Annotated in this window: 22 protein-coding genes; 10 read left to right on the forward strand and 12 right to left on the reverse strand. The window is 70.2% G+C overall.

Features of this window, described 5'->3' with window-relative positions; genetic code table 11:
- Window positions 1-251: 251 nt before the first annotated feature.
- Window positions 252-521, forward strand: a complete 270-nt coding sequence (locus ACIBB8_RS20405) for a hypothetical protein (RefSeq protein ID WP_358860506.1) — start codon at window positions 252-254, stop codon at window positions 519-521.
- A 70-nt stretch (window positions 522-591) separates the two neighbouring features.
- Here ACIBB8_RS20405 and ACIBB8_RS20410 read toward each other — a convergent pair whose 3' ends face one another.
- Entirely contained in the window at window positions 592-1,326 is a 735-nt protein-coding gene (locus tag ACIBB8_RS20410) for a ferritin-like fold-containing protein (protein ID WP_266981799.1), read from the reverse strand.
- Window positions 1,327-1,801: 475 nt separating this feature from the next.
- Between ACIBB8_RS20410 and ACIBB8_RS20415 the strand changes: the two genes are divergently transcribed.
- Together ACIBB8_RS20415 and ACIBB8_RS20420 are read left to right on the forward strand one after the other, a co-directional pair.
- Window positions 1,802-3,754 carry a DEAD/DEAH box helicase gene (locus ACIBB8_RS20415; protein ID WP_398953993.1) on the forward strand — a complete coding sequence of 651 codons (1,953 nt, stop codon included), beginning with the start codon at window positions 1,802-1,804 and terminating at the stop codon, window positions 3,752-3,754.
- Between the two features lie 171 nt (window positions 3,755-3,925).
- On the forward strand, window positions 3,926-4,765 hold the full coding sequence (locus tag ACIBB8_RS20420) for an alpha/beta fold hydrolase (RefSeq protein ID WP_398953995.1): 840 nt from the start codon (window positions 3,926-3,928) through the stop codon (window positions 4,763-4,765).
- A 202-nt stretch (window positions 4,766-4,967) separates the two neighbouring features.
- On the opposite strand, the gene ACIBB8_RS20425 is transcribed toward ACIBB8_RS20420, so the two are convergent.
- On the reverse strand, window positions 4,968-5,855 hold the full coding sequence (locus ACIBB8_RS20425; RefSeq protein ID WP_398953997.1) for an NYN domain-containing protein: 888 nt from the start codon (window positions 5,853-5,855) through the stop codon (window positions 4,968-4,970).
- A gap of 210 nt (window positions 5,856-6,065) precedes the next feature.
- On the opposite strand from ACIBB8_RS20425, the gene ACIBB8_RS20430 reads away from it, so the two are divergent.
- On the forward strand, window positions 6,066-6,218 hold the full coding sequence (locus ACIBB8_RS20430) for a hypothetical protein (RefSeq protein ID WP_307125088.1): 153 nt from the start codon (window positions 6,066-6,068) through the stop codon (window positions 6,216-6,218).
- 78 nt (window positions 6,219-6,296) lie between these two features.
- Here ACIBB8_RS20430 and ACIBB8_RS20435 read toward each other — a convergent pair whose 3' ends face one another.
- From ACIBB8_RS20435 to ACIBB8_RS20445, 3 genes are all read right to left on the reverse strand, one after another.
- Window positions 6,297-6,902 (reverse strand): MarC family protein, encoded by a 606-nt coding sequence (locus ACIBB8_RS20435; RefSeq protein WP_398953999.1) that lies wholly within the window; start codon window positions 6,900-6,902, stop codon window positions 6,297-6,299.
- A gap of 113 nt (window positions 6,903-7,015) precedes the next feature.
- A complete protein-coding gene (locus tag ACIBB8_RS20440) occupies window positions 7,016-7,882 on the reverse strand; it encodes a PHP domain-containing protein (protein WP_398954001.1) in 867 nt (288 codons plus the stop codon).
- A 107-nt stretch (window positions 7,883-7,989) separates the two neighbouring features.
- Window positions 7,990-8,634, reverse strand: a complete 645-nt coding sequence (locus tag ACIBB8_RS20445) for a DUF6758 family protein (protein ID WP_366694147.1) — start codon at window positions 8,632-8,634, stop codon at window positions 7,990-7,992.
- A 157-nt stretch (window positions 8,635-8,791) separates the two neighbouring features.
- Here ACIBB8_RS20445 and ACIBB8_RS20450 point away from each other — a divergent pair, with 157 nt between their 5' ends.
- Window positions 8,792-10,024, forward strand: a complete 1,233-nt coding sequence (locus tag ACIBB8_RS20450; RefSeq protein WP_398954003.1) for an MFS transporter — start codon at window positions 8,792-8,794, stop codon at window positions 10,022-10,024.
- Between the two features lie 95 nt (window positions 10,025-10,119).
- Here the strand turns inward: ACIBB8_RS20450 and ACIBB8_RS20455 are convergent, their stop codons facing one another.
- Window positions 10,120-10,755: a suppressor of fused domain protein gene (locus ACIBB8_RS20455; RefSeq protein ID WP_398954006.1), complete on the reverse strand. Its 636-nt coding sequence runs from the start codon at window positions 10,753-10,755 to the stop codon at window positions 10,120-10,122.
- Between the two features lie 409 nt (window positions 10,756-11,164).
- Here ACIBB8_RS20455 and ACIBB8_RS20460 point away from each other — a divergent pair, with 409 nt between their 5' ends.
- Together ACIBB8_RS20460 and ACIBB8_RS20465 are read left to right on the forward strand one after the other, a co-directional pair.
- Window positions 11,165-12,280 (forward strand): magnesium and cobalt transport protein CorA, encoded by a 1,116-nt coding sequence (locus ACIBB8_RS20460; RefSeq protein WP_398954008.1) that lies wholly within the window; start codon window positions 11,165-11,167, stop codon window positions 12,278-12,280.
- Window positions 12,281-12,293: 13 nt separating this feature from the next.
- Window positions 12,294-12,812, forward strand: a complete 519-nt coding sequence (locus ACIBB8_RS20465) for a hypothetical protein (protein ID WP_398954010.1) — start codon at window positions 12,294-12,296, stop codon at window positions 12,810-12,812.
- Window positions 12,813-13,056: 244 nt separating this feature from the next.
- Here the strand turns inward: ACIBB8_RS20465 and ACIBB8_RS20470 are convergent, their stop codons facing one another.
- Window positions 13,057-13,821, reverse strand: coding sequence for a hypothetical protein (locus ACIBB8_RS20470; protein ID WP_398954012.1), 765 nt, complete (start codon window positions 13,819-13,821; stop codon window positions 13,057-13,059).
- A gap of 201 nt (window positions 13,822-14,022) precedes the next feature.
- Between ACIBB8_RS20470 and ACIBB8_RS20475 the strand changes: the two genes are divergently transcribed.
- The 3 genes from ACIBB8_RS20475 to ACIBB8_RS20485 are packed head-to-tail and all read left to right on the forward strand — an operon-like array spanning window position 14,023 to window position 17,022.
- Window positions 14,023-15,297: a magnesium transporter MgtE N-terminal domain-containing protein gene (locus ACIBB8_RS20475; RefSeq protein ID WP_398954014.1), complete on the forward strand. Its 1,275-nt coding sequence runs from the start codon at window positions 14,023-14,025 to the stop codon at window positions 15,295-15,297.
- A complete protein-coding gene (locus ACIBB8_RS20480) occupies window positions 15,287-15,844 on the forward strand; it encodes a DUF1003 domain-containing protein (protein WP_398954015.1) in 558 nt (185 codons plus the stop codon). Before ACIBB8_RS20475 ends, ACIBB8_RS20480 begins: the two co-directional genes overlap by 11 nt.
- Before the next feature lie 44 nt (window positions 15,845-15,888).
- Window positions 15,889-17,022, forward strand: a complete 1,134-nt coding sequence (locus ACIBB8_RS20485; RefSeq protein WP_398954016.1) for an Mrp/NBP35 family ATP-binding protein — start codon at window positions 15,889-15,891, stop codon at window positions 17,020-17,022.
- A 344-nt stretch (window positions 17,023-17,366) separates the two neighbouring features.
- On the opposite strand, the gene ACIBB8_RS20490 is transcribed toward ACIBB8_RS20485, so the two are convergent.
- The 5 genes from ACIBB8_RS20490 to sigE form a co-directional block, all read right to left on the reverse strand.
- Window positions 17,367-18,026 (reverse strand): hypothetical protein, encoded by a 660-nt coding sequence (locus ACIBB8_RS20490; RefSeq protein ID WP_398954017.1) that lies wholly within the window; start codon window positions 18,024-18,026, stop codon window positions 17,367-17,369.
- Between the two features lie 119 nt (window positions 18,027-18,145).
- The gene (locus ACIBB8_RS20495) at window positions 18,146-18,622 is read right to left on the reverse strand and encodes a sec-independent translocase (RefSeq protein WP_398954019.1); all 477 of its coding nucleotides are present in this window, start codon (window positions 18,620-18,622) and stop codon (window positions 18,146-18,148) included.
- A gap of 99 nt (window positions 18,623-18,721) precedes the next feature.
- On the reverse strand, window positions 18,722-20,437 hold the full coding sequence (locus ACIBB8_RS20500; protein WP_398954021.1) for a trypsin-like peptidase domain-containing protein: 1,716 nt from the start codon (window positions 20,435-20,437) through the stop codon (window positions 18,722-18,724).
- A 110-nt stretch (window positions 20,438-20,547) separates the two neighbouring features.
- Window positions 20,548-21,543, reverse strand: coding sequence for an anti-sigma factor family protein (locus tag ACIBB8_RS20505; RefSeq protein ID WP_398954024.1), 996 nt, complete (start codon window positions 21,541-21,543; stop codon window positions 20,548-20,550).
- Window positions 21,540-22,301 carry an RNA polymerase sigma factor SigE gene (gene sigE, locus ACIBB8_RS20510; RefSeq protein ID WP_398954026.1) on the reverse strand — a complete coding sequence of 254 codons (762 nt, stop codon included), beginning with the start codon at window positions 22,299-22,301 and terminating at the stop codon, window positions 21,540-21,542. The genes ACIBB8_RS20505 and sigE overlap by 4 nt, the downstream gene beginning before the upstream one ends.
- Window positions 22,302-22,420 lie beyond the last annotated feature (119 nt).

The raw sequence follows: 22,420 nt of genomic DNA on the forward strand, positions 1-22,420 counted from the left end.
GCTGTGCGGCACCGGTGCGGAACCTGCCCCAGGAGGGTTGCGTTCCGCAGCCCACGGGTAGTACGGCCTACGACCGTTTTACCCTCCCCCATCGCTGCACCGGTTACCGCTGTGCGGCACCGGTGCGGAACCTGCCCCAGGAGGGTTGCGTTCCGCAGCCCACGGGTAGTACGGCCTACGACCGTTTTACCCTCCCCCATCGCTCTGGAAGCATGGGAGACACCCCTCCGCACCCCGCGAGGTGATCGTCTGTGATCTGGGAATCCCTCGGCTCCGTCGCGCTCGGGCTCGCCCTCTCCTGGGCGGCGCTCCGCTCGCTGTCCGGCCGGCTCCCGTCCCGCCGTGCCGTCTACGCCACCGGTGCTCTGGGGGCCCTGTTCGGCGCGTATCTGATGCACTCGGTGCTGGGACCAGGACACGTCCTGCCCACCCTGATCGGCGCGGTGCTGATCGGCGCGGTGACGCTGTCACTGCTGATCCGCCCGCGCGGCCGCCGCCTGAGCCGATCAGCGGCGGCCTGAGAGCCTGTCGCGTGACCTCCGCCCGATCAGAGGTCGCCCGACAGGCTCTGAGAGGGCCGTCGGCGGTCTGTCAGGCAGCCAGTCCGAGCGCGGCCATCCGCTTGGTGTGCGCCTCCGTGATCCGCGAGAACATCCGGCCGACCTCGGCCAGGTCGAACCCGTCCGCCACCCCGCCCACCAGCATCGTCGACAGCGCGTCGCGGTCGGCGACCACCCGCTGGGCCTGGGAGAGCGCCTCCCCCATCAGCCGCCGCGCCCACAGCGCGAGCCGGCCGCCGACCCGCGGGTCGGCCTCGATCGCGGCGCGCACCTTCTCGACGGCGAAGTTGCCGTGGCCCGTGTCGTCCAGCACGGCGAGGACGAGCGAGCGGGTGTCCGAGTCGAGGCGGGCGGCGACCTCACGGTAGAAGTCACTGGCGATCGAGTCGCCGACGTAGGCCTTGACCAGACCCTCCAGCCAGTCCGACGGGGCGGTCTGGCGGTGGAAGTCGTCGAGCGCCTTGGCGAACGGCTCCATGGCCCCGGTCGGCTCGGTCTCGATCGCGGTCAGCCGGTCCGTCAACCGCTCGAAATGATGGAATTCGGCGGACGCCATCTTTGCCAGCTCCGCCTTGTCGGCCAGCGTCGGCGCGAGTTTTGCGTCCTCGGCGAGCCGCTCGAAGGCCGCCAGCTCCCCGTACGCGAGTGCCCCCAGCAGATCCACGACCGCGGCACGGTACTGCGGCTCGGCGGATGCGGTGGCCCAGTCCTGGGCGGCGATTCCGGTGGGTGCGGGGGCTTCAGTGGCGTTGTCAGGCGTCTCCATGAACCGCAGAATAGCCCGCCCGCCGAAGGATGGAAGGGCCTGGTCAGCCGGTGACATCACACCGTTCCAATGAATTCGCCCAACACACATGCACGAATCCGGGGTACAGTGGTATTGCGGCTACTGAGTATTTTGGATGTATCGGTGGCGCGAAATTGAATGAGGATGCCCGGTCGGTGGCCCGATCGGCTCCGACCCGACAGCCCTCCCCGCGGGGCGTACGCCACGTACGACCGCAGATGAGGGGCCCCCTCAGCGGCACGAGCGCTCGAGCGACGGCAGTGGTCCCGCGCCACCCGGCCCATCCACGGCCGGATGACCAACCCCGGCACGGTACGACCCCCAGCGTTCGCCTCGGACCGCGTCTCACAGAAGAGGCAGCACCCTGACTACGTTCCGAGACCTCGGGATTCTTTCCGAGACGGCCGAAGCCCTTGAGGCCGTCGGCATTGTGTCCCCCTTCCCCATCCAGGAGATGACGCTTCCCGTCGCACTCTCCGGCTCCGACGTGATCGGACAGGCCAAGACCGGTACCGGCAAGACGCTCGGTTTCGGTCTTCCGCTGCTGGAGCGCGTCACCGTCCCCGCGGACGTCGAGGCGGGCCGGGCCAAGCCCGAGCAGCTGACCGATGCGCCGCAGGCGCTGGTCGTCGTCCCCACGCGTGAGCTCTGCCAGCAGGTCACCAATGACCTGCTGACCGCCGGCAAGGTGCGTAACGTCCGCGTTCTCGCGATCTACGGCGGCCGTGCGTACGAGCCGCAGGTCGAGGCCCTGAAGAAGGGCGTCGACGTGATCGTCGGCACCCCGGGCCGCCTGCTCGACCTGGCCGGCCAGCGCAAGCTCGACCTGTCGCACGTGCGTGCCCTCGTCCTCGACGAGGCCGACGAGATGCTCGACCTGGGCTTCCTGCCCGACGTCGAGCGGATCATCACCATGCTGCCGCCGACCCGCCAGACGATGCTGTTCTCGGCGACCATGCCGGGTGCGGTCATCGGCCTCGCGCGGCGCTACATGTCGCAGCCGACGCACATCCGCGCCACCTCGCCCGACGACGAGGGCGCGACCGTCGCCAACATCTCGCAGCACGTCTTCCGTGCCCACTCCATGGACAAGCCGGAAATGGTCTCGCGGATACTGCAGGCCAACGGCCGTGGGCTGGCGATGATCTTCTGCCGCACGAAGCGGACCGCCGCCGACATCGCCGAGCAGCTGGAGAAGCGCGGTTTCGCGTCCGGCGCGGTCCATGGCGACCTCGGCCAGGGCGCCCGTGAGCAGGCGCTGCGCGCCTTCCGCAACGGCAAGGTGGACGTGCTCGTCTGCACCGATGTCGCGGCCCGCGGTATCGACGTCGAGGGCGTCACGCACGTCATCAACTACCAGTCGCCGGAGGACGAGAAGACCTACCTCCACCGCATCGGCCGCACCGGCCGCGCGGGCGCCAAGGGCATCGCGATCACGCTGGTCGACTGGGACGACATCCCGCGCTGGCAGCTGATCAACAAGGCCCTGGACCTGGAGTTCAACGACCCGGTCGAGACGTACTCCACGTCGCCGCACCTGTTCGAGGAGCTCGACATCCCGGCCGGCACCAAGGGTGTGCTGCCGCGCGCCGAGCGGACCCGTGCGGGTCTGCGGGCCGAGGAGATCGAGGACCTGGGCGAGACGGGCGGCCGCGGCCGCAAGTCGTCCGCGCCGTCGGCTCCTGCCGCACGGGAGGAGCGGGCGCCGCGTACGCCGCGTCAGCGTCGTCGTACGCGGGGCGGATCCGTGCTCGCGGAGGGCACCGCTGCCGCGGTGCCGGCGCCGGCGCCGGCCACGGAGCCCGTACAGGCTGCGGTGGCAGCACCCGCCGCTGACGCCCCGGTGGAGCCGCGTACGCCGCGCCGCCGTCGCCGTACCCGGGTCGCGGTCCCGGATGTCGCGGCCGAGGCCGCGGTGGCCCTGGCGGAGGCTCCGGCCGCCGTCGGGACACCGGCCGAGGCGGAGGCCGAGGCCAAGCCGCGTCGCCGTCGGGCCCGCACCGTCACCAAGCCCGCGGACGAAGTGGACTTCCAGATCGCGCCCATGGCCGAACCGGTGGTGGAGGCGAAGACGGTGACGAAGCCGCGGCGCCGCGCGCGGATCGTCGCCAAGCCGGCCGCGGACGAGGTCGACTTCCAGATCGCGCCCATGGCCGAACCGGTGGTGGAGGCGAAGACGGTGACGAAGCCGCGGCGCCGCGCCCGGATCGTCGCCAAGCCGGCCGCGGACGAGGTCGACTTCCAGATCGCGCCGATCGCCGAGCCCGAGCGGGAGAGGCCGCGTCGGCGGACGCGGGCCGCGGCGAAGCCGAAGGCGGAGACCGTGGTGGAGGTTCCGGTCGCGGAGGGCGAGGCCAAGCCGCGGCGGCGGCGCGCGCCGCGTACTGCGGCCAGGACCGAGGGCTGAGCACACGCCGATGGTTGATCCGGGGCTCTGCCCCGGACCCCGCTCCTCGGCTGCCGGAGGGGTTTGATCGTGCCGGACGGGCTTGAGGACATCCTCAGGCCCGTCCGGCGTTCGAGGACGGTTTGAGGATGCAGTCGGCCCGTCCGGTGGGTGAGGACATAGCCTCGTGTCATGAGTCGGCCGCCCACCTTCACTCCGCCCCCCTGCACCCGCGCCCACGCGCTGCGCACCGCGCGCGGGGTCTTCGCCGTGCTGGATGCCTCGCCACCCGCCGATCCGCGCGGCACCGCCCTTCTGCTGCCCGGATACATGGGCAGCAAGGAGGACTTCATCGCGCTCCTCGAACCGCTCTCCGCCGCCGGCTACCGCATCGTCGCCGCCGACGGGCGCGGACAGTACGAGACCGACGGAACGGACCGTCAGGACGACTACGAACAAAGCGAGTTGGCCCGCGATGTGCTCGCGCAGGCCGACGCGCTCGGCGGCTCCGTGCATCTTCTCGGGCACTCGCTCGGCGGGCAGATCGCCCGCGCCGCCGTGCTGCTCGACGCCTCACCGTTCCGTTCGCTGACGCTGATGTCCTCCGGCCCCGCCCAGGTGATCGAGGCCCAGCAGGTCAAGGTGAAGATGCTCAGCGATGCGCTCGCGACGCTGAGCATGGCCGAGGTGTGGGAAGCGATGCGTGCCCTCGACCCGCCCGAGGACGCGGCGGCGGCGAACGGCGAGGGGCTGCGCCGGCGCTGGCTGCGCCACCGTCCCGCCCAGCTGATCGCCACCGGGCGGCAGCTGGCGACCGAGCCGGACCGGGTGGCCGAACTCGCCGCCGTACCGCTGCCCCTCCATGTGCTCTCCGGCGAGCGCGACGACACCTGGCCGGTCCCGTTGCTCGACGAGATGGCGCAGCGGCTCGGCGCGCACCGCAGCCGGATCGCGGGCGCCGAACACTCCCCCAACACGGACCGCCCGGAGCAGACCGCGGCCGCGCTGGTCGCCTTCTGGGACGGCGTGTAGCTCACGGCCTCCCCCGCGACGGGGAGTGGGCTCCCGACGCCCTGCGACTCCTCCCCCAAGCTCTCGGCCTCGCTCGAGCGGGAGGGGCCCCCTTCGGCGTTGTCGTCGGTCACCGACGGCTCCGCATCGACTCCGTCCTCCGCCCTGCCATCGAAGCCGCACAACGCCGCTCGCCGATCCACTCCCTACCGCGGGGAGACCGTCAGTACTGGGCCTGCAGGTGCTGCCAGAAGCCGTCGCGCAGGGCCCGGCGCAGATGGGCGTGGCCGCGCAGCGAGTGCTGGAGCAGCCGTTCGGCCTCGACCAGCAGGTCCTGGTCCACGGAGCCCGGCAGGTAGGGGTGTCCGGGCAACAGGTCGGCGAGGGCGTCGCGGCCGCGGGCGGAGAGCCAGGCGGCGGCGATCTGTGCGCCGACGAAGCGGACGTCCTCGCGGGAGGGGGCGGGAGTGTCGTCCTCGTACGTGGTGACGGGGCGTCTGGTGACGTACGGGCGGCAGAAGTCCAGGTCGAAGGTGCGCTGGCTGTCGACCTCCCAGAGCAGCGGTTCGGCCTGGTTGCGCCCTTCGCCCGCCTCGATGCCCCAGAGGTGGACCCGGGCCCCGTACCCCTGCGCCGCCTCGACCGCGGACACCAGGTCCTCGTCGCCGCCGACGAGCGCCGCGTCGCTGATCGCGCGGTGCCGGGCGAGGGATTCGAGGTCGGTGCGGATGAGTGAGTCGACGCCCTTCTGCTGATTGTTGGCGTTGAGGTTGCCGAGTCTGACCTTGACGTCGGGAAGTTCGGCGATGGACTGCTGCTCGGCCGTGTGGATCCGGCGCCTGGCCCCGTCGTACCAGTACACGCGCAGGAGTCTGCTGTCCGCGAAGATAGTGCGGGCCTTGTCGATGAAGGCCTCGATCAGCCCTTCCGCGTCGAGATCGAAGGAGCGCCGGTCCTCCGTGCCGGTGACGAGCAGCCCGGCCGCGGCGTACACATAGCCCGCGTCCACGAAGATCGCGTGGGTCGAGGGGGTTTTGGACACCTCGGCGAGCATGCGCTGGAGCAGCTCATTGGTGCGGTCCAGGCGTTCGCCGATCTCCGCCTCGTTCATGCGGACCTCATTGCCCGCGCATGGCCGGTTTCCCGCTGGTACTTAGACATCCAAAAAATTTCCTTAGCGTAGGGAATGTTTGCCTGCGGCAAGCCGTTGTACACCTTGTGGAGCTTGGGACGCCGATGTCCGACGCTCCACATCCTTGCGGACGGATCACCCGTCCTCCCAGTAGTTCTCCAGCAGGAGGATCGGACGAAGGGAAGCCATATGCGCTTCGAGATCATGCGACTCGACGATGTCGACGGTACCGCCGTGGACAGCACCGTCGTGGACGCCGCCTCCGTCAACCGGATCGTGCAGCAGGCCGCCTCGATAGGCCAGCGCATCTATATCCGCCCGGCCGACACCTCGGCTTCGTAACGCCTCACCGACGCACAAAGACGAAGCGCCCCCGCACGGAAGGTCCGTGGCGGGGGCGCTGTGGTGTCCGGGGCCGCGTCAGGAGCCCTGGATGACCTGGGTGACCCCGTTGATGATCTGCTGAACGGCGATGGCCGAGAGCATCATTCCCGCGAGCCGCGTCACCAGGACGACGCCGCCGTCCTTGATCACGCGGATGATCAGCAGCGAGTAGCGCATGGTCAGCCAGAGCACGACGTGCATGGCGACGATCGCCGTCCAGACCGAGAGCTGACTTCCGAAGCTGTCGGCGTGCTGCACCGCAAGGATCACCGAGACGATCGCGCCGGGGCCGGCGAGCAGCGGCATGCCCAGCGGCACGAGCGCGACGTTGACGTCCTTCGTCTGCGTCGGTTCGTCGGTCTTGCCGGTCAGCAGATCGAGTGCAATCAGCAGCAGGAGCAGGCCGCCCGCGATCATCAGGGCGGGGACGGAGACATGCAGATAGTCGAGGATCTGCTGGCCGAGCACACCGAAGACGGCAATCACGCCGAAGGCGACGGCAACCGCCTGGAGCGCCATCTTGCGCTGCATCTTGGCGGGCCGGCCGGCGGTGAGGGCGAGGAAGATCGGGGTGATTCCGGGTGGATCCATAATCACAAAAAGCGTGAGAAAAAGGGATCCGAAGACAGCAACGTCGAACACAGTGAGGCCTTGCGAGAAGAGAGCGGGTCGGGAGGGGACGTTCACAGCGCGCAGCCGTGAGCGGCCGGGCGAGCGAGAAAAGGTGAGGAGGGACGAGATGCGCGGACAGGCGGCTACGCGTTGCGGGGCCCGCCGGTGCCCGGCACCGGGAAGGCTCCCGTGGCGCGCCGGGTGATCTCGCCGTAGATCTCCGGGTCGGTGGTGTACTCGCCGAGCTGTACGGTCTTCCGGCTGCCGTGGTAGTCGCTGGAGCCGGTGGTCAGCAGCCCCAGTTCCCTGGCGAGCCCGCGGAGCCGGGACCTGGTCGGCTCGTCGTGGTCCATGTGGTCGACCTCGATGCCATCGAGGCCCGCGGCGGCGAGCCGCGCGATGGCCGCCTCGGGCACCACTTCGCCTCGCTTGACGGCGAGCGGGTGGGCGAAGACGGTGACGCCACCCGCGGCCTTGACCAGCCGGATCGCGTCGAACGGGTCGAGCTCGTGCTTCCGTACGTACGCGCGTCCGCCGTCCGCGAGCCACTCGGGCGTGAAGGCGTCGGATACCGACTCGACGACGCCGAGCTCGACGAGCGCGGTGGCGATGTGCGGCCTGCCGACCGAGCCGTCCCCCGCGATCCGGGCGACCTGGTGCCACTCGACCGGGACGCCGAGCTCCTGGAGCTTGCGGACCATGGTCTGCGCGCGCGGCACCCGGTCGTCCCGTACCAGCTCGCGTTCGCGCGCCAGTTCCGGCTCGTCGGGGTCGAAGAGGTACGCAAGCATGTGCAGCCCCACACCGTCGACCCGGCAGGAGAGCTCGGCGCCGGGGACGAGGGTGAGGCCCTCGGGGAGCGCGGCGATCGCCTCGGCGTGGCCGCGGGCGGTGTCGTGGTCGGTGAGGGCGACGACGTCGAGGCCCGCGGCGGCGGCGTTCCGCACCAGTTCCGCGGGGCTGTCCGTGCCGTCCGAGGCGGTGGAGTGGGTGTGCAGGTCGATGCGCACGACGCGTACTCCAGTGCTCGCAGCCGGACAGGGGGACTGCCCCAGGATAACCGGCATTCGAACAGCGTCCGGCCGGTCATGGCAGAGCCCGGGCTCACGTCCGGCGGTCAGGGCCGGTCGAGCAGCCGTGGTGTGAGCGCCCCGCACGGCACGAGTTCGGCCTCCGCCCCGGCCTCGCGCAGGTCGGCCAGTATCAGTTCGTCGTACATCAGCAGCCCGGACTGCTCGGGCCAGACGATCGCCCAGAGCCAGAGCCCGCGCGCCTCACCGGCGAAAACCGCCCGGTCCTCGGGGGCGCCCTTGACATGCCAGAGCGAGGTGGGGCGTCCGGCGGCGAGCACCTTGGCGTCGGGAGGTCCGTCGACATCGAGGTACGGGCCGGGGTCGGGGCCATCGATCCCGGCGTAGCGCGCACCGAGTCCGACCCCCAGCTCCTCGGCGACGAGCAGCAGCTCGCCCATACCGCCGAGCGGACCAGGACCCGAGCAGGCGACGACGGTGGCGCGGCCGCCGCTGCGGTCGTCGCCCGCGTACGAGACACCGGTGAACAGCCAGCCGACGGGCAGCGGCCAGGGCATCCACACCGGCACCCGGGAGCGGGCCACCACCACCCCGAGCGCCTCGACGCTGGGCGGCGTCACCGGCTGCAGCGGATACACGGCGCCATGCACCGCGCACTGCCAGGTGTCGGCGAAAAGACCGGGCGCCCTGACCCGGCCTCCGCACTTCGGGCAACTGGGTTCGCCCCTCATAGCGACCAACGGTCCTCCCAGGCTGTCGTCGCGTCAAGGACGATCACCCGTCCGCAGCGTGGCTCCCACCGGGGAAACTAGATGTAGTTTGCACTCATTAGCTTCTCTAACTTATTCTGTGTATGACGCATCGATCTAGTGGAGAGCGAGAAGGCCCATGCAGGGAGAGGATCCGTTCGATCAAGGAGCGGGCAGTATCCTGCGCCAGCCGAAGGCCGTCTGGGCCACCGCGGGCGCCTCTGTTGTCGCGTTCATGGGAATCGGGCTGGTGGACCCGATTCTGCCGTCCATCGCCAAGGGGCTCGAGGCGACGCCCAGCCAGGTGTCCCTGCTCTTCACCTCGTACTTCCTGATCACCGCGGTCGCGATGCTCGTCACCGGCTTCGTCTCCAGCCGGATCGGCGGCCGCAAGACCCTCCTGACCGGTCTCGCGCTCGTCGTCGTCTTCGCCGCGCTCTCCGGCACCTCGTCGTCCGTCGCGGAACTCGTCGGGTTCCGGGCCGGCTGGGGGCTCGGCAACGCGCTCTTCGTCTCGACCGCGCTCGCCGTGATCGTCGGCGCGGCGGCCGGCGGCAGCTCGGCGGCGATCCTGCTGTACGAGTCGGCGCTCGGCCTCGGCATGGCGTGCGGGCCGCTGCTCGGCGCGCTGCTCGGCGACGCCAGCTGGCGCTATCCGTTCTTCGGCACCGCGGCCCTGATGGCGATCGGCTTCATCTGCATCACGGCGTTCCTGAAGGAACAGCCGAAGCCCGCCCGCAAGACCTCACTGCTCGACCCGGTCAAGGCGCTCGGGCACGGCGGCCTCGCCTCCGTCGCGACCTCGGCGTTCTTCTACAACTACGCGTTCTTCACGATCCTGGCGTTCACGCCGTTCGTGCTGAACATGACGCCGTACAAGTCCGGAGCGGTCTTCTTCGCCTGGGGTCTGCTGCTCGCCGTCTTCTCGGTGCTCGTCGCACCCCGGCTGCAGAAGCGCCTCGGCTCGCTCAAGGTGCTCGGCGCCTCACTGCTGCTGCTCGCCGCCGACCTGCTGGTCCTCGGCTACGGAAACCACACCACGGCCATCGTCTGCACGGTCGTCTCCGGCGCCTTCATCGGCATGAACAACACCGTCTACACGGAGCTGGCACTCGGCGTCTCGGACGCGCCGCGTCCGGTGGCGAGCGCGGGTTACAACTTCGTCCGCTGGTTCGCCGCGGCAGCCGCCCCGTACCTCGCCCCGAAGATCGAGGAATGGAGCAACATCCACATCCCGTTCGTGGTCGCCGCGGTCGCGGCCGTCGTCGGCGCCGCCGTCGTCCGGGTCCGGCGCACGGCACTGACCCACGAGGCGGAGGAGCTGGAGCCGAAGCACGCCATCGAGGACGGTGTCACGGCCTTCGCCAACTGACCCCTGCGTGAACCCTGTTCCGCCCCGCCCGCGGCTCCCCCTCCTGGCCGCGCGGCGGGGCTTCCCCCCATACCGGTATGGGTATGGCGTTCGTCTCAGTCCAGGGTCACGGAGGTACGCAGCGGATCCCGCAGATCCGTCCCGTGCGACAACCACCGCTCCTGGAGCTCCTGCGCCCCGCGGACCCGCTTCCACGCCGCCTCGTTGGGCGTCATCGGCAGCAGCGGCAGGAACCGCACCGGCTCCATCGGCCCGCCCGTCTCCCGGCCGCCACCCCCCACGGAGCCGCTGCGCGGCGCAGGCTCATTCAGTTCCAGGTCCTCGACCAGCCCGCCCGGCTCGCCGACCAGTACGGAGCTGAATGGTGCCCCGGGCCACAGCGGCTCCCCCAGGTCCAGCGAGGCGCCGGGAGCCACGATCACCCCCTCGACCTGCGGGGAAGCCGCCAGCACGGCCAGTCCGCGGAGCACCTTGTCGGTGTCGGCGAGCCCGGCTCGCACGGAGAGGATGAGCTCGGCGCGCGGCCCCTTCACGGGGTCCGCGAGGGTCGCGGTCGGATCGGACATCGGCTGGGCGGACATGCCGAGCGTGGCGTAGCGCACCACATCGCCGTCGACGAAACGGAGTGCCTCGATCCGGTCCGTACCGAGAAACGTCACCGCGGCGCGCGCGTCCGGTTCACCGAGAGCCGTACGGAGCCGGGCCTCGACCAGAGCCAGAATTTCTTCCATGCCGCGAGCATAGGACGCGTATGGAATGGGCAAAGTAAGGGATTGGCCCGGAGTCGGCTGATAGTCTTGGCCGCTGGTCGGGGCAGCGCGCAGAAGCGTCGCTCTCAGTCCCGACAACACGTCATCCCCCACGGGGGACCGGCTGGAGGAGGTGGGGCTGCAATGGATCGAAGTCGATCGTGCAGTACCAACCGCTCTTCCGCCCCACACCCTTATTCGGTGATCTGACGCCTCCCCCGTCAGGAACCAGGGCGTCGCGCACGACGGAAGAGCAGTCCTTTTTTGCCTGTCTGTAGCGAACGCCGTCATCGCGCCGCCGCGGTGCCGCCCGCTTTGCGGATGTGAGCACACGTCCCCATTCCGGGCTGTTCCACGCGCCCGACGACGGCCCTCCGTGAAGGAGCCAGCCATGTCGATGATCCGTGACCTGCGCGCCGCCGTGCGCCCGTCCCTGCGCAAGACCAACGCCCTGCACAGCAGTTACGACACCACCCGTGACCCGTCCGCCTCCAGCGCGGTCGTCGACTGCGCGGTCTACCGCGACGGACGCCGCGTGGAGAGCGCCGGCTGCCTGACCCCGCACGAGGCGATGCTTCGGGTGCGCGAGGACGGCGGCTTCGCCTGGATCGGCCTGCACGAGCCGACCGAGGAGGAATTCGCCGGGATCGCCCGGGAGTTCGGCCTCCACCCGCTCGCCGTCGAGGACGCCGTCCACGCACACCAGCGGCCCAAGCTGGAACGGTACGACGACACGCTCTTCACCGTGTTCAAGACCATCCACTACGTCGAGCACGCCGAGCTCACCGCGACCAGTGAGGTCGTCGAGACAGGGGAGGTGATGTGCTTCACCGGCCGGGACTTCGTCATCACCGTCCGGCACGGCGGACACGGCTCGCTGCGGGCGCTGCGCCACCGGCTGCAGGACGACCCGGAGCTGCTCGCCAAGGGGCCTTCGGCGGTCCTGCACTCCATCGCCGACCATGTCGTCGACGGCTACATCGCCGTGGCCGGCGCCGTCCAGGACGACATCGACGAGGTGGAGATCGAGGTCTTCTCCACCCCGGCGAAGGGCAGCCCGCGCGGCTCCGACGCAAGCCGGATCTACCAGCTGAAGCGTGAGGTCCTGGAGTTCAAGCGGGCCGTCTCCCCGCTGCTGCGGCCGATGCAGCTGCTCAGCGAGCGGCCGATGCGGCTGGTCGATCCGGACATCCAGAAGTACTTCCGGGACGTCGCCGACCACCTGGCACGGGTGCACGAAGAGGTCATCGGCTTCGACGAACTGCTGAACTCGATCCTGCAGGCCAACCTGGCGCAGGCGACCGTCGCGCAGAACGAGGACATGCGCAAGATCACGTCCTGGGCGGCCATCATCGCCGTACCGACGATGATCTGCGGCGTCTACGGCATGAACTTCAAGCACATGCCGGAGCTGCGGTGGACGTACGGCTATCCGATGGTGCTGGGCGTCATCGGGGTCGTCTGCTTCTCCATCCACCGCTCGCTCAAGCGCAACGGCTGGCTCTAATAGAGTTGACGGCATGACTGCTGCTGCCGCTGACTCGCTGCTCGGACCGGCCCTCGTCGAGGAGGCCGCCAAGAAGTCCGGTCTGATCTGGGTACGGGGCACCGGGCCCGCGCAGGCGCTGTGGCACGTATGGCACGAAGGCGCGGCCCATGTCGTCGGGGACGGCCCCGGCGAGCAGCCGCTCCCGGCCGGTCTCACCGACGGGTCCGCCGCAGAGGTGACCGTGCGCAGCAAGGACAAGGGCGGCCGGCTGATCGCCTGGACCGCCGCCGTGACGGAGCTCGCGCCGCACTCCGAGGAGTGGGAGGCGGCGGTCGCCGAACTCAAGGGCAAGCGGCTGAACGCGCCGGACGCCGAGCAGATGACCGAGCGCTGGGCGCGCGAGTGCCGGATACTGCGGCTGACGCCCGGCGAGTTCCGTACGGAGCTGCCGGACGTCTCGCACGCGGCGGCGCCGCTGCCGACTCGGGCGACCACCCGCCGCCCTGTCCCCGACGCCCTCCCGCGATTGCTGCGCAAGCGCCGCCGCTAGGGCCTGTTCTGAGTTCCCCGTCGTTCGCCCGAAACGCGGGCGCAGCGGCGGTCGGTGCGTGCGATCGGCGTGCGGTGTCGCAGGTCATGTGGCGGAGCCACCTGTCCTGCGGGGCCGTGCGGCGAGCGTGCGTGCCGGGCGTCGGGGCGCAGGCGGGGAACTCAGAACAGGCCCTGACGGCCTCCCCGCGGCAGGGAGTGGGCTCCCGACCGCGGGGGAGGGTGCAAGGACTGTCGCCCTGGCGTCACGAGGTCGACTTGGGGAGCTGCTGCCCGTAGTCGACGGTGTCGCCCTTGGCCGGGGCTTCCAGCGTGAAGTCCTTGCCCCAGTCGGCGAGCGTGATGGTGCCCCCGCCGCCGGCACGGGCGAACCGCAGCGGATACGGCGTGCCCTTCAGTGACACGTCGAGCGCCCCGCCCTCACCCTTGCCGCCCAGGATCTGGATGGTGCGGACTGAGCCGACCTTGCCGCGGTCGCCCTTGTTGACCTTGCCGTGCAGCGTGAGCATGCCGTCGAGCAGGGTCTTCATGTCCGTGAAGCCGCGCAACTGCTTGTACGTCGGGTCGTCCTGCGGGACCTTCACATACTTGTCCTGAAGCTTGTCCCCCGCCGCCGCACCGGAATCGCTGCCGTGCTTGTCCTTCTCCTCATGGCTCCAGAACCCGGAGTCGGCCTTCAGATAGACCTGGTCACCGATCCGCAGCAGCTCGAACGTGCTGGTCTTCGAGGTGACGGAGCCCGTGCCGCCGTCCTCCTTGAGCCGCATGTTGAGCTTGTACGTGCCGCCCTTGCTGACCAGGGTCCCGGCCAGCCGCACCGCGTCCGCGGAGTGGGCTGCCGCCTGCGCCTTCTTCTCGATCAGGGCCGCCGAGAGTCTGCCGACGCCGTTGGTCCCCTTGTCCGGATCCTCGTCGCCGCACCCCGCCAGGACTGCGGTCAGCCCCGCACAGAGCACGACAGCAAGAGGGGTCCGGCGGCGGGTCCGGACTGGCGGGACAAAAGAGGTCACTGGCGCACTGCCTCTCATCTGCATGTCGGGGGCTGGCAGACCGCAGCGTACCCGTGTCGCGTACGCCGTCCGGCGCAGAGCCGTACGGACTGCTCACCGGGCCGACCCTGAGCGGTACGGGCTAGCCTGATCCCGTCATAACGGTGCAATTCATCCCTGAACAGACCACCCCTCTCCACGGGACGGAAGGAGGCGCAGAGCATGGCGGCAGGTGCACCCCGGGTCTTCGTCTCGCACCTCTCCGGCGTGCCGGTCTTCGACCCCAACGGGGATCAGGTGGGCCGGGTCCGTGATCTGGTCGCGATGCTGCGGGTCGGCGGCCGGCCGCCCCGGCTGCTCGGCCTGGTCGTCGAGGTGCTCAGCCGCCGCCGCATCTTCCTCCCGATGACCCGGGTGACGGGTATCGAGTCCGGTCAGGTCATCACCACCGGCGTGGTCAACATGCGGCGCTTCGAACAGCGGCCCACCGAACGCCTGGTGCTCGGCGAGTTCCTCGACCGGCGGGTCCGCCTCGTGGAGACCGGCGAGGAGGTCACCATCCTCGATGTCTCCGTGTCGCAGCTCCCGGCCCGCCGCGACTGGGAGATCGACAAGTACTTCGTACGCAAGGGCAAGGGCGGGGCGCTGCGGCGCAAGGGCGAGACCCTGACGGTCGAATGGTCGGCGGTCAGCGGATTCTCACTGGAGGAGGACGGTCAGGGCGCCGAGTCACTGGTCGCCACGTTCGAGCAGCTCCGGCCGACCGACGTGGCCAACGCGCTGCACCATCTGTCGCCGAAGCGTCGGGCCGAGGTCGCGGCCGCGCTCGACGACGACCGGCTCGCCGACGTCCTGGAGGAGCTGCCCGAGGACGATCAGGTGGAGATCATCGGCAAGCTCCAGGAGGAGCGCGCCGCCGATGTCCTGGAGGCCATGGACCCGGACGACGCGGCCGACCTGCTCTCCGAACTGCCCGAGGCGGACAAGGAGCGGCTGCTGACCCTGATGCGGCCGGACGACGCGGCGGATGTGCGGCGCCTCATGTCGTACGAGGAGCGGACCGCGGGCGGTCTGATGACCACCGAGCCGATCATTCTGCGGCCGGACGCGACGGTCGCCGACGCACTGGCGCGGGTCCGGCAGGCGGATCTGTCCCCGGCGCTCGCCGCCCAGGTGTACGTGTGCCGCTCCCCCGACGAGACACCGACCGGCAAGTACCTGGGCACCGTGCACTTTCAGCGGCTGCTGCGGGATCCGCCGTACGCCCTGGTCAGCTCGATCGTCGACAGCGATCTCGTCCCCCTCACACCGGACACTCCGCTGCCGGACGTGACGAGCTATCTGGCCGCGTACAACCTGGTCTCCGTGCCGGTCGTGGACGAGAGCGGATCACTGCTCGGCGCGGTGACCGTCGACGACGTCCTCGACCACCTGCTGCCCGAGGACTGGCGGGAGACCGACTTCCACGGTGGGGAGGAGATCGCGCGTGGCCGGTGAGGACCGCTCGAAGGGGGCACCGGCGGGGGCCTCGGGCATCGCGCGCCCGCCCCGTTCCCGGCTGGACCAGCCGAAGTCCCCGCGTCGTCGGCTGCTGCCCGAATACGACCCCGAGTCGTTCGGCCGGCTCTCCGAACGGATCGCCCGCTTCCTGGGCACCTGGCGCTTCATCGCCTGGATGACACTGGTCATCATCGTCTGGGTGCTGTGGAACGCCTTCGCGCCCGTGGGGTGGCGGTTCGACGGGTACCCGTTCATCTTCCTGACTCTGGTCCTGTCGCTCCAGGCCTCGTACGCGGCCCCGCTGATCCTTCTCGCGCAGAACCGGCAGGCCGACCGCGACCGGGTCACCTACGAGCAGGACCGCAAGCAGAACGAGCGCTCCATCGCGGATACCGAGTACCTCACGCGGGAGATCGCGTCGCTGCGGATGGGGCTCGGCGAGGTCGCTACGCGCGACTGGATCCGCTCCGAACTGGACGACCTCGCGAGGGACCTGCAGGACCAGCAGGCCCTGTCCCCGGCCGAGAGTGACGAAGACCGCTGACACGGCTACTCGCGCGTAGCGACAGGCGCCGTAACATCGTCGGTATGGCTACCGAAGACGCGGTGCGCGAAGCACTGGCGACAGTGAACGACCCGGAGATCCACCGACCGATCACCGAACTCGGCATGGTCAAGTCGGTCGAGATCGCAGCTGACGGTGCGGTCGCTGTCACGGTGTATCTCACTGTCTCCGGCTGCCCGATGCGCGAGACCATCACCAAGAACGTGACCGATGCGGTGGCGAAGGTCGAAGGCGTCACACGGGTCGACGTCACGCTCGACGTCATGAGCGACGAACAGCGCAAGGAGCTCACGTCCTCGCTGCGCGGCGGTATGGCGGAGCGCGAGGTGCCGTTCGCCAAGCCCGGCTCACTGACCCGGGTGTACGCGGTGGCGTCCGGCAAGGGCGGCGTCGGCAAGTCGTCGGTGACGGTGAACCTGGCAGCGGCGATGGCGGCCGACGGCCTCAAGGTCGGCGTCGTGGACGCGGACATCTACGGGCACAGCGTGCCGCGGATGCTCGGCGCGGACGGCAGGCCGACCCAGGTCGAGAACATGATCATGCCGCCGTCGGCGCACGGCGTGAAGGTCATCTCCATCGGCATGTTCACCCCGGGCAACGCCCCGGTGGTGTGGCGCGGACCGATGCTGCACCGCGCACTGCAGCAGTTCCTCGCGGATGTGTACTGGGGCGACCTGGACGTCCTGCTGCTCGACCTGCCGCCGGGCACCGGTGACATCGCGATCTCCGTGGCCCAGCTCGTCCCGAACGCCGAGATCCTCGTCGTCACGACCCCGCAGCAGGCCGCGGCCGAGGTGGCCGAGCGGGCCGGCGCGATCGCCGTGCAGACCCACCAGAAGATCGTCGGCGTCGTCGAGAACATGTCGGGCATGCCGTGCCCGCACTGCGACGAGATGGTCGACGTGTTCGGCACCGGTGGCGGCAAGAAGGTCGCCGAGGGCCTGACCAAGACGGTCGGCGCGGAGGTCCCGGTGCTCGGCTCCATTCCGATCGACGTACGCCTGCGCGAGGGCGGCGACGAGGGCAAGCCGGTGGTCCTCTCGGACCCGGACTCCCCGGCCGGCAAGGCCCTGCGCACGATCGCCGACAGGCTGGGTGGACGCCAGCGCGGTCTGTCGGGCATGTCGCTGGGCATCACCCCCCGCAACAAGTTCTGAACCGCGGCCCTCTGACGGGGCCTGAGCGCAGCCGCCGGGCAGGGCACAGGCCCCGCCCGGCGCCACTGTCGATTCCGTCCGGCGAGCGGTCCCAGGGCGGGCGATGGCGCCATCGCGCCCCGTCCGGCGATCGAGGGCGGAGCAGCCAGCCGGGCACCCCGGCCACCGCACCCGCCCCAGGAGGGTGCTGAAGATCTTGGCCGGATCAGCGAGCGGCGTCTGGTGCGTGCAGCTGCAAGGCGCCGAAGCGGCCTCATAGCGGAGCTATCAAGCCGTTTTGGCAACGCCGCAGATGTGCGTGCAAGGCGTCGGGAGCCCGGCCAGGATCTTCAGCACCCTCCTAGCTAGGCGTACGTCGCGATGTCCTCGACCACGGAGAACCCCAGCCCGTACGCGCTCATCCCCCGCCCGTACGCCCCGATGTGCACCCCGCCCGGTGCCGACCCCGCCAGCACCCACCCGAACTCGGACTCCCGGTAGTGGAACGGCACCGATACACCGTCCACCGGCAGGGACAGCACCGACCACGCGGGCCCGTCCAGATCGTCGGCGAGTTCGAACGCCGTCTCCGTCTGCTGGTCCATCCAGTCGTCGCGCAGCGTGTGGTCCAGCTGCGAGGGCCACGTGTACGCCAGCAGACCCGAGCCCGCCAGCCACGCCGCCGACGACACCGTGGTCGCCTCCAGCACCCCCGTACCGTCGCCACTGCGCCGTACGGGGCTGCTCGCCACCGTCACCACGACCGCGAACCGCTGCTTCTCGCCGCCGGAGTCACCCCGTACCACAGGCTCCTCACCATGCCCGGTCGAACCGTGCTGCACGGTGCCGTCCGCCGCCGTGCCGACCTGCATCAGCCAGCGCGGCCCGGTAAAGGCCTCGTCCAGCCCGTACCAGGGGAACGACGCCTGCAGATAGCCGTCGACCGTACGCCGGGTCGCCGGCATGCCCTCTGCGGTGACTGTGCTGGGCTCACCTTCCGCGCCTGCCCGACTCGTCGTCTCCATCTGCCCGGCCGCCTCCTCGATCCCTAGGGGTCCGCAGCGGCCCGCCCCCCTCGGGCGTCCTCGCAACCGGACAGATGGAGAATAGCGACACCGCCCGGACGAGCCGGGATTGACCAGTGTCAGGTGGCGTCTGCGTCGAAGGGCGGACGATCGTCCTTCGCGGGCTGCCCGCGCTTCTTGAGCAGGTCAGGGGCGCCCGGGGAGCCGTTCGCCGCAGTGACCGCCGCGCTATCCGACACGCCGCCCGCGGAGTCCTTGGACGCGCTCTCGCGACCGTTGACCGCGTCGCTGACCTCGGCCATCTCCTTACGGAGGTCGAAGCTCTCGCGGATCTCCTTCAGCCCGAGATCGTCGTCTCCGTCCATGAGCTGCTTGCGGACGAACGTCTTCGGGTTGAGGTCCTCGAACTCGAAGTCCTTGAACTCCGGGCCGAGCTCCGTACGGATGTCTTCCTTGGCGCTCTCGGAGAACTCACGGATCTTGCGGATGAAGCGTGAGGCGTCCTGGATGACCTTGGGCAGCTTGTCCGGGCCGAAGATCAGCACGCCGAGGACCACGAGCGTCACCAGCTCTAGTGCGCCTATGTCATTGAACACCTTGTTGCTCCTCGTGTTCCCCGAGCCCAGGTCGGATGAGGTCCGGACCCGGCCAACGGTACCCGGCCGAACTGTCCGCACGGTAGCGCCCCACAGCCGTCAGGTGCCGGTTGCCGACCCCAGGACCAAAGTCATGGACAGGTCTTTACCACCGCGCGTCAGACCGAGGTCCAGTCGGTCACCCGGACGGTGCGCACGGATCTTCACGATCAGCTCCTCCCCGCTGTGCACCCGTTGCCCGTCCACCTCGGTGATGATGTCGCCCGGCTTGATGCCGGCCTTCGCCCCGGGGCCGCCGGGTGTCACCGCGGGCTTGCCAGCGGCGCCCTTCGCATCGACCTTGGCGCCGTCACCGGTGTACTTCATGTCCAAGGTCACACCGATCACCGGATGCGTGGCTCTACCGGTGTTGATCAGCTCCTCGGCCACCCGCTTGCCCTGGTTGATCGGGATGGCGAAGCCGAGGCCGATGGAACCTGCCTGGCCACCCTCGGTCGACGAGCTGTTGTCGGCGGCGCGGATGGCACTGTTGATGCCTATGACATGGGCGTCGGTGTCGACGAGCGGGCCCCCGGAGTTGCCCGGGTTGATCGGGGCGTCGGTCTGCAGCGCGTCGACGTAGCTGATGTCGCTGCCGTCGCCCTTCTCGCCGCCCGCGGTGATCGGCCGGTCCTTGGCGCTGATGATGCCGGAGGTGACGGTGTTCGACAGGTCGAAGGGGGCGCCGATGGCCACCACCGGGTCGCCGACCTGCACATTGTCGGAATTGCCCAGCGGCAGCGGCTTGAGCCCGGAGACGCCGGTGACCTTGACCACAGCCAGGTCGTAGCCGCTGTCCTTGCCGACGACTTCGGCGCGCGCGGTCTCGCCGCCGCTGAACGTCACCGTGATGGAACCGGAGGAGCCGGCCGGGGCGACGACATGGTTGTTGGTGAGGATGTGGCCCGACTTGTCGAGGACGAAGCCGGTGCCGGTGCCGGATTCGGTGGTGCCGCTGACATGCAGGGTGACCACGCTGGGCAGGGCACTGGCGGCGATGCCCGCGACGCTGTCGGGGGCGCGGCCACCGCTGTTCCTCGCGGCCTGCGGAAGCTCGACCGTGGTCAGACCGCCGTTGCGCTCGACGTAGGCACCGATGCCGCCGCCGATGCCGCCCGCCACCAGGGCGAGCAGCAGTGCGCCGACAAGCAGGGAGCCGCGTCGGCTCCTCCTGCGCCCGCCGTCCGACCCGAGCGGGGGACCGGGGTGGGTCAGCGGCTGCCGGGGCGCACCCCAGGGGTCGTACTGCGACCACTGCGAGGACTGTGGCGGCTGGGGCGGGGGTGTGAAGGCCGGGGCAGGGCCCGGGAGGGGAGCGGGGGCCGTGGGCATGCCTGCGCCGTTCGTGCCGGTGCCTGCGTACGGCGGCGGTACGGGAGTGCCGTGCGCCGGTGTCGGCACCGGGCGCTGTACGGGTGGTGCGGGTGCCCAGGGGCCGGGGCCACCGTACGGCGGGGTGCTGTACTCATCCGGCTCGTGCAACGGCTTCACCGCAGGCACCGGCGCTTGGGCCGTCGCCGCGGGTGCATGCACCCCGGGCTCGGGCGTCACCGGCGCGGGTGCCACGGGCTCGGGCGGTGCGGGCTGGGCGGGGAGTACGGGCGCCGGGCTCGCGTCTGCGACGACCGCGGTGTCCGGGTCACCGGCCGGTGTGCCCACGGACCGCACGTCCTCCGCCGGGGCGGGAGCCTCCTGCGGCGCTGATGCGGTGGCGCGCCCCGCCGTGGGACGGCTCCACCACTTCGCCTTCGGCCCGGTGGGCTTCCCGTCGTCCATGCTCTCCCCGCAACCGCCACAACTGGCCTCTGCACGCGCCCGAAAGGACGTCCCTCCCGGAATTCCTCCGTGGATTCAACCAGGTTTACGAATCGCTGCGCAGACCCCCGTCAGCGCTGGGCGGAAAGCGGCAGACGGCGATCGACGGAGGTGGGCAGGGCGGCCGCCGACGTGGGTGTCCAGGACGCGGTCGGCGAGGGCGTGGGGGAAACGGGGTTCCGGCCGCCTCCGAGCGCGTGTGTGAACAGCGGGCTGGTGGCGGTCGGCCGTATCAGGGGGGACGCGGACACATCCGTCAGCACCGCCGCGGCGAAGGGGTTGGCCGTGAGCCGGCCGGTGTCGAACAGTGCGGGGACGGGTGCGGCGGTATTCGGCGGCTGTGCCGGGGGACCGCTCACGGAACCATCGCCGGGCACGCCGGACGTGCCGAGGCTGCTGCCACCCCGACGGCTGGTCACGCTGCCGCTCTCGGCCCGCGCGGCGGCATCGAGCGGGGTCACGTTGTTTCCGGCGCCCTCGGCGCGGGTCGCGGCGCCGGGACCCGCTCCTGTCGGCAGAGCACCACCCAGCGCGATGGCTGCCAGCGAGACGGCGCTGGCAGCCGCGAAGGCGAACCTGCGGCCGCGCCACGGCGACCGGTCCCCTTCCCGGCCCACCTCATGGATCCGGAACGCCGAACGCGATCCGCCGGCCGGAAGCACGGCCGTCGAGCCGTGCGGCGTCGCGAGGTAGCCGAAACGGTCCAGCGGCGACTTTCCCGAAGGCGAGTCGGTGCGGCTGCCGGGGGGCTGCATCACCGGGAAAAGTCCGTCGGCGAACCGCCCGGAGCCGCCAAATGGTCTTCCTTGGCGGTCGTCGTCACCGCCCGGTCCCCCGGGAAGGCCCTGCAACCGGGCGAGGAACCCCTCGGACGGCGACGGCGGGGCGGACTGCGCGAAGACACTCTTCAGCCGCCGCTGGGCGGCAGCCTCGGCCTTGCACTTCACGCAGGTCGCGAGATGGGCGAGCACCCGCTCGCGGGCGTCATGTTTGAGCTCACCGTCGACAAGCGCGGCAAGGCGGTCCCCCAAGTGCTGTTCCGCAGGGGTCGGACCTGTACCACTCACGCCGGGCCGCCCTCCACTGCCACTACTGCTCCCGCCAGCGAGCGCTGCTCGGCGCGGGCCTCGGGAGAGCGGTGCTGCAGAGCCTTGCGCAGGTGCGAGCGGCCGCGGTGAATACGGCTGCGCACGGTACCGAGCTTCACGCCGAGGGTCGCGGCGATCTCCTCGTACGAAAGTCCCTCGATGTCGCAGAGCACGACCGCGGCACGGAATTCGGGCGCAAGGGTGTCCAGCGCCTGCTGGACGTCCGCGTCGAAGTGGGTGTCGTTGAAGACCTGCTGCGGGGACGGCTCACGGCTCGGCAGCCGCTCGGCGGCGTCGTCACCGAGGGAGTCGAAACGGATCCGCTGCTTGCGGCGGACCATGTCCAGGAACAGGTTGGTCGTGATGCGGTGCAGCCAGCCCTCGAAGGTGCCGGGTGTGTAGGTCGACAGCGAACGGAACACCCGGACGAAGACCTCCTGAGTGAGGTCCTCGGCATCGTGCTGGTTTCCCGTCAGACGGTAGGCAAGGCGGTAGACACGGCCGCTGTGCGTGCTGACGATCTCTTCCCATGAGGGCGGCATCCACGCCTGGGAGTCCGCATCTGAGGCGAAGGTCGCGGTCGGTGCGGAGTCGTTGGAAGAACGGTCAGCAATGTTGGTCACGGATTTCGGCTCACCCGCCGACCTGAGAAAGCGCCGTAGCACTCGTCCCCGATCCACAGGCGCAGCCGCACCTCCCCTGTCGGCTCTGGTGGTGTCCAGTGGAGCCCCTACCATAGCCACCTCGCCCGTTAGCTCCGGATAAACCTTTTTTTCTGCTGGGGTCCGGGATCATCCCCGGGAACCCGTCGGCCCATGATCCGGGGCCCGGTCTGCGGGCCGGATCCATGGGCTTC

Origin of the sequence: Streptomyces sp. NPDC051286 (assembly GCF_044455345.1) — a bacterium.
GTDB lineage: Bacteria > Actinomycetota > Actinomycetes > Streptomycetales > Streptomycetaceae > Streptomyces.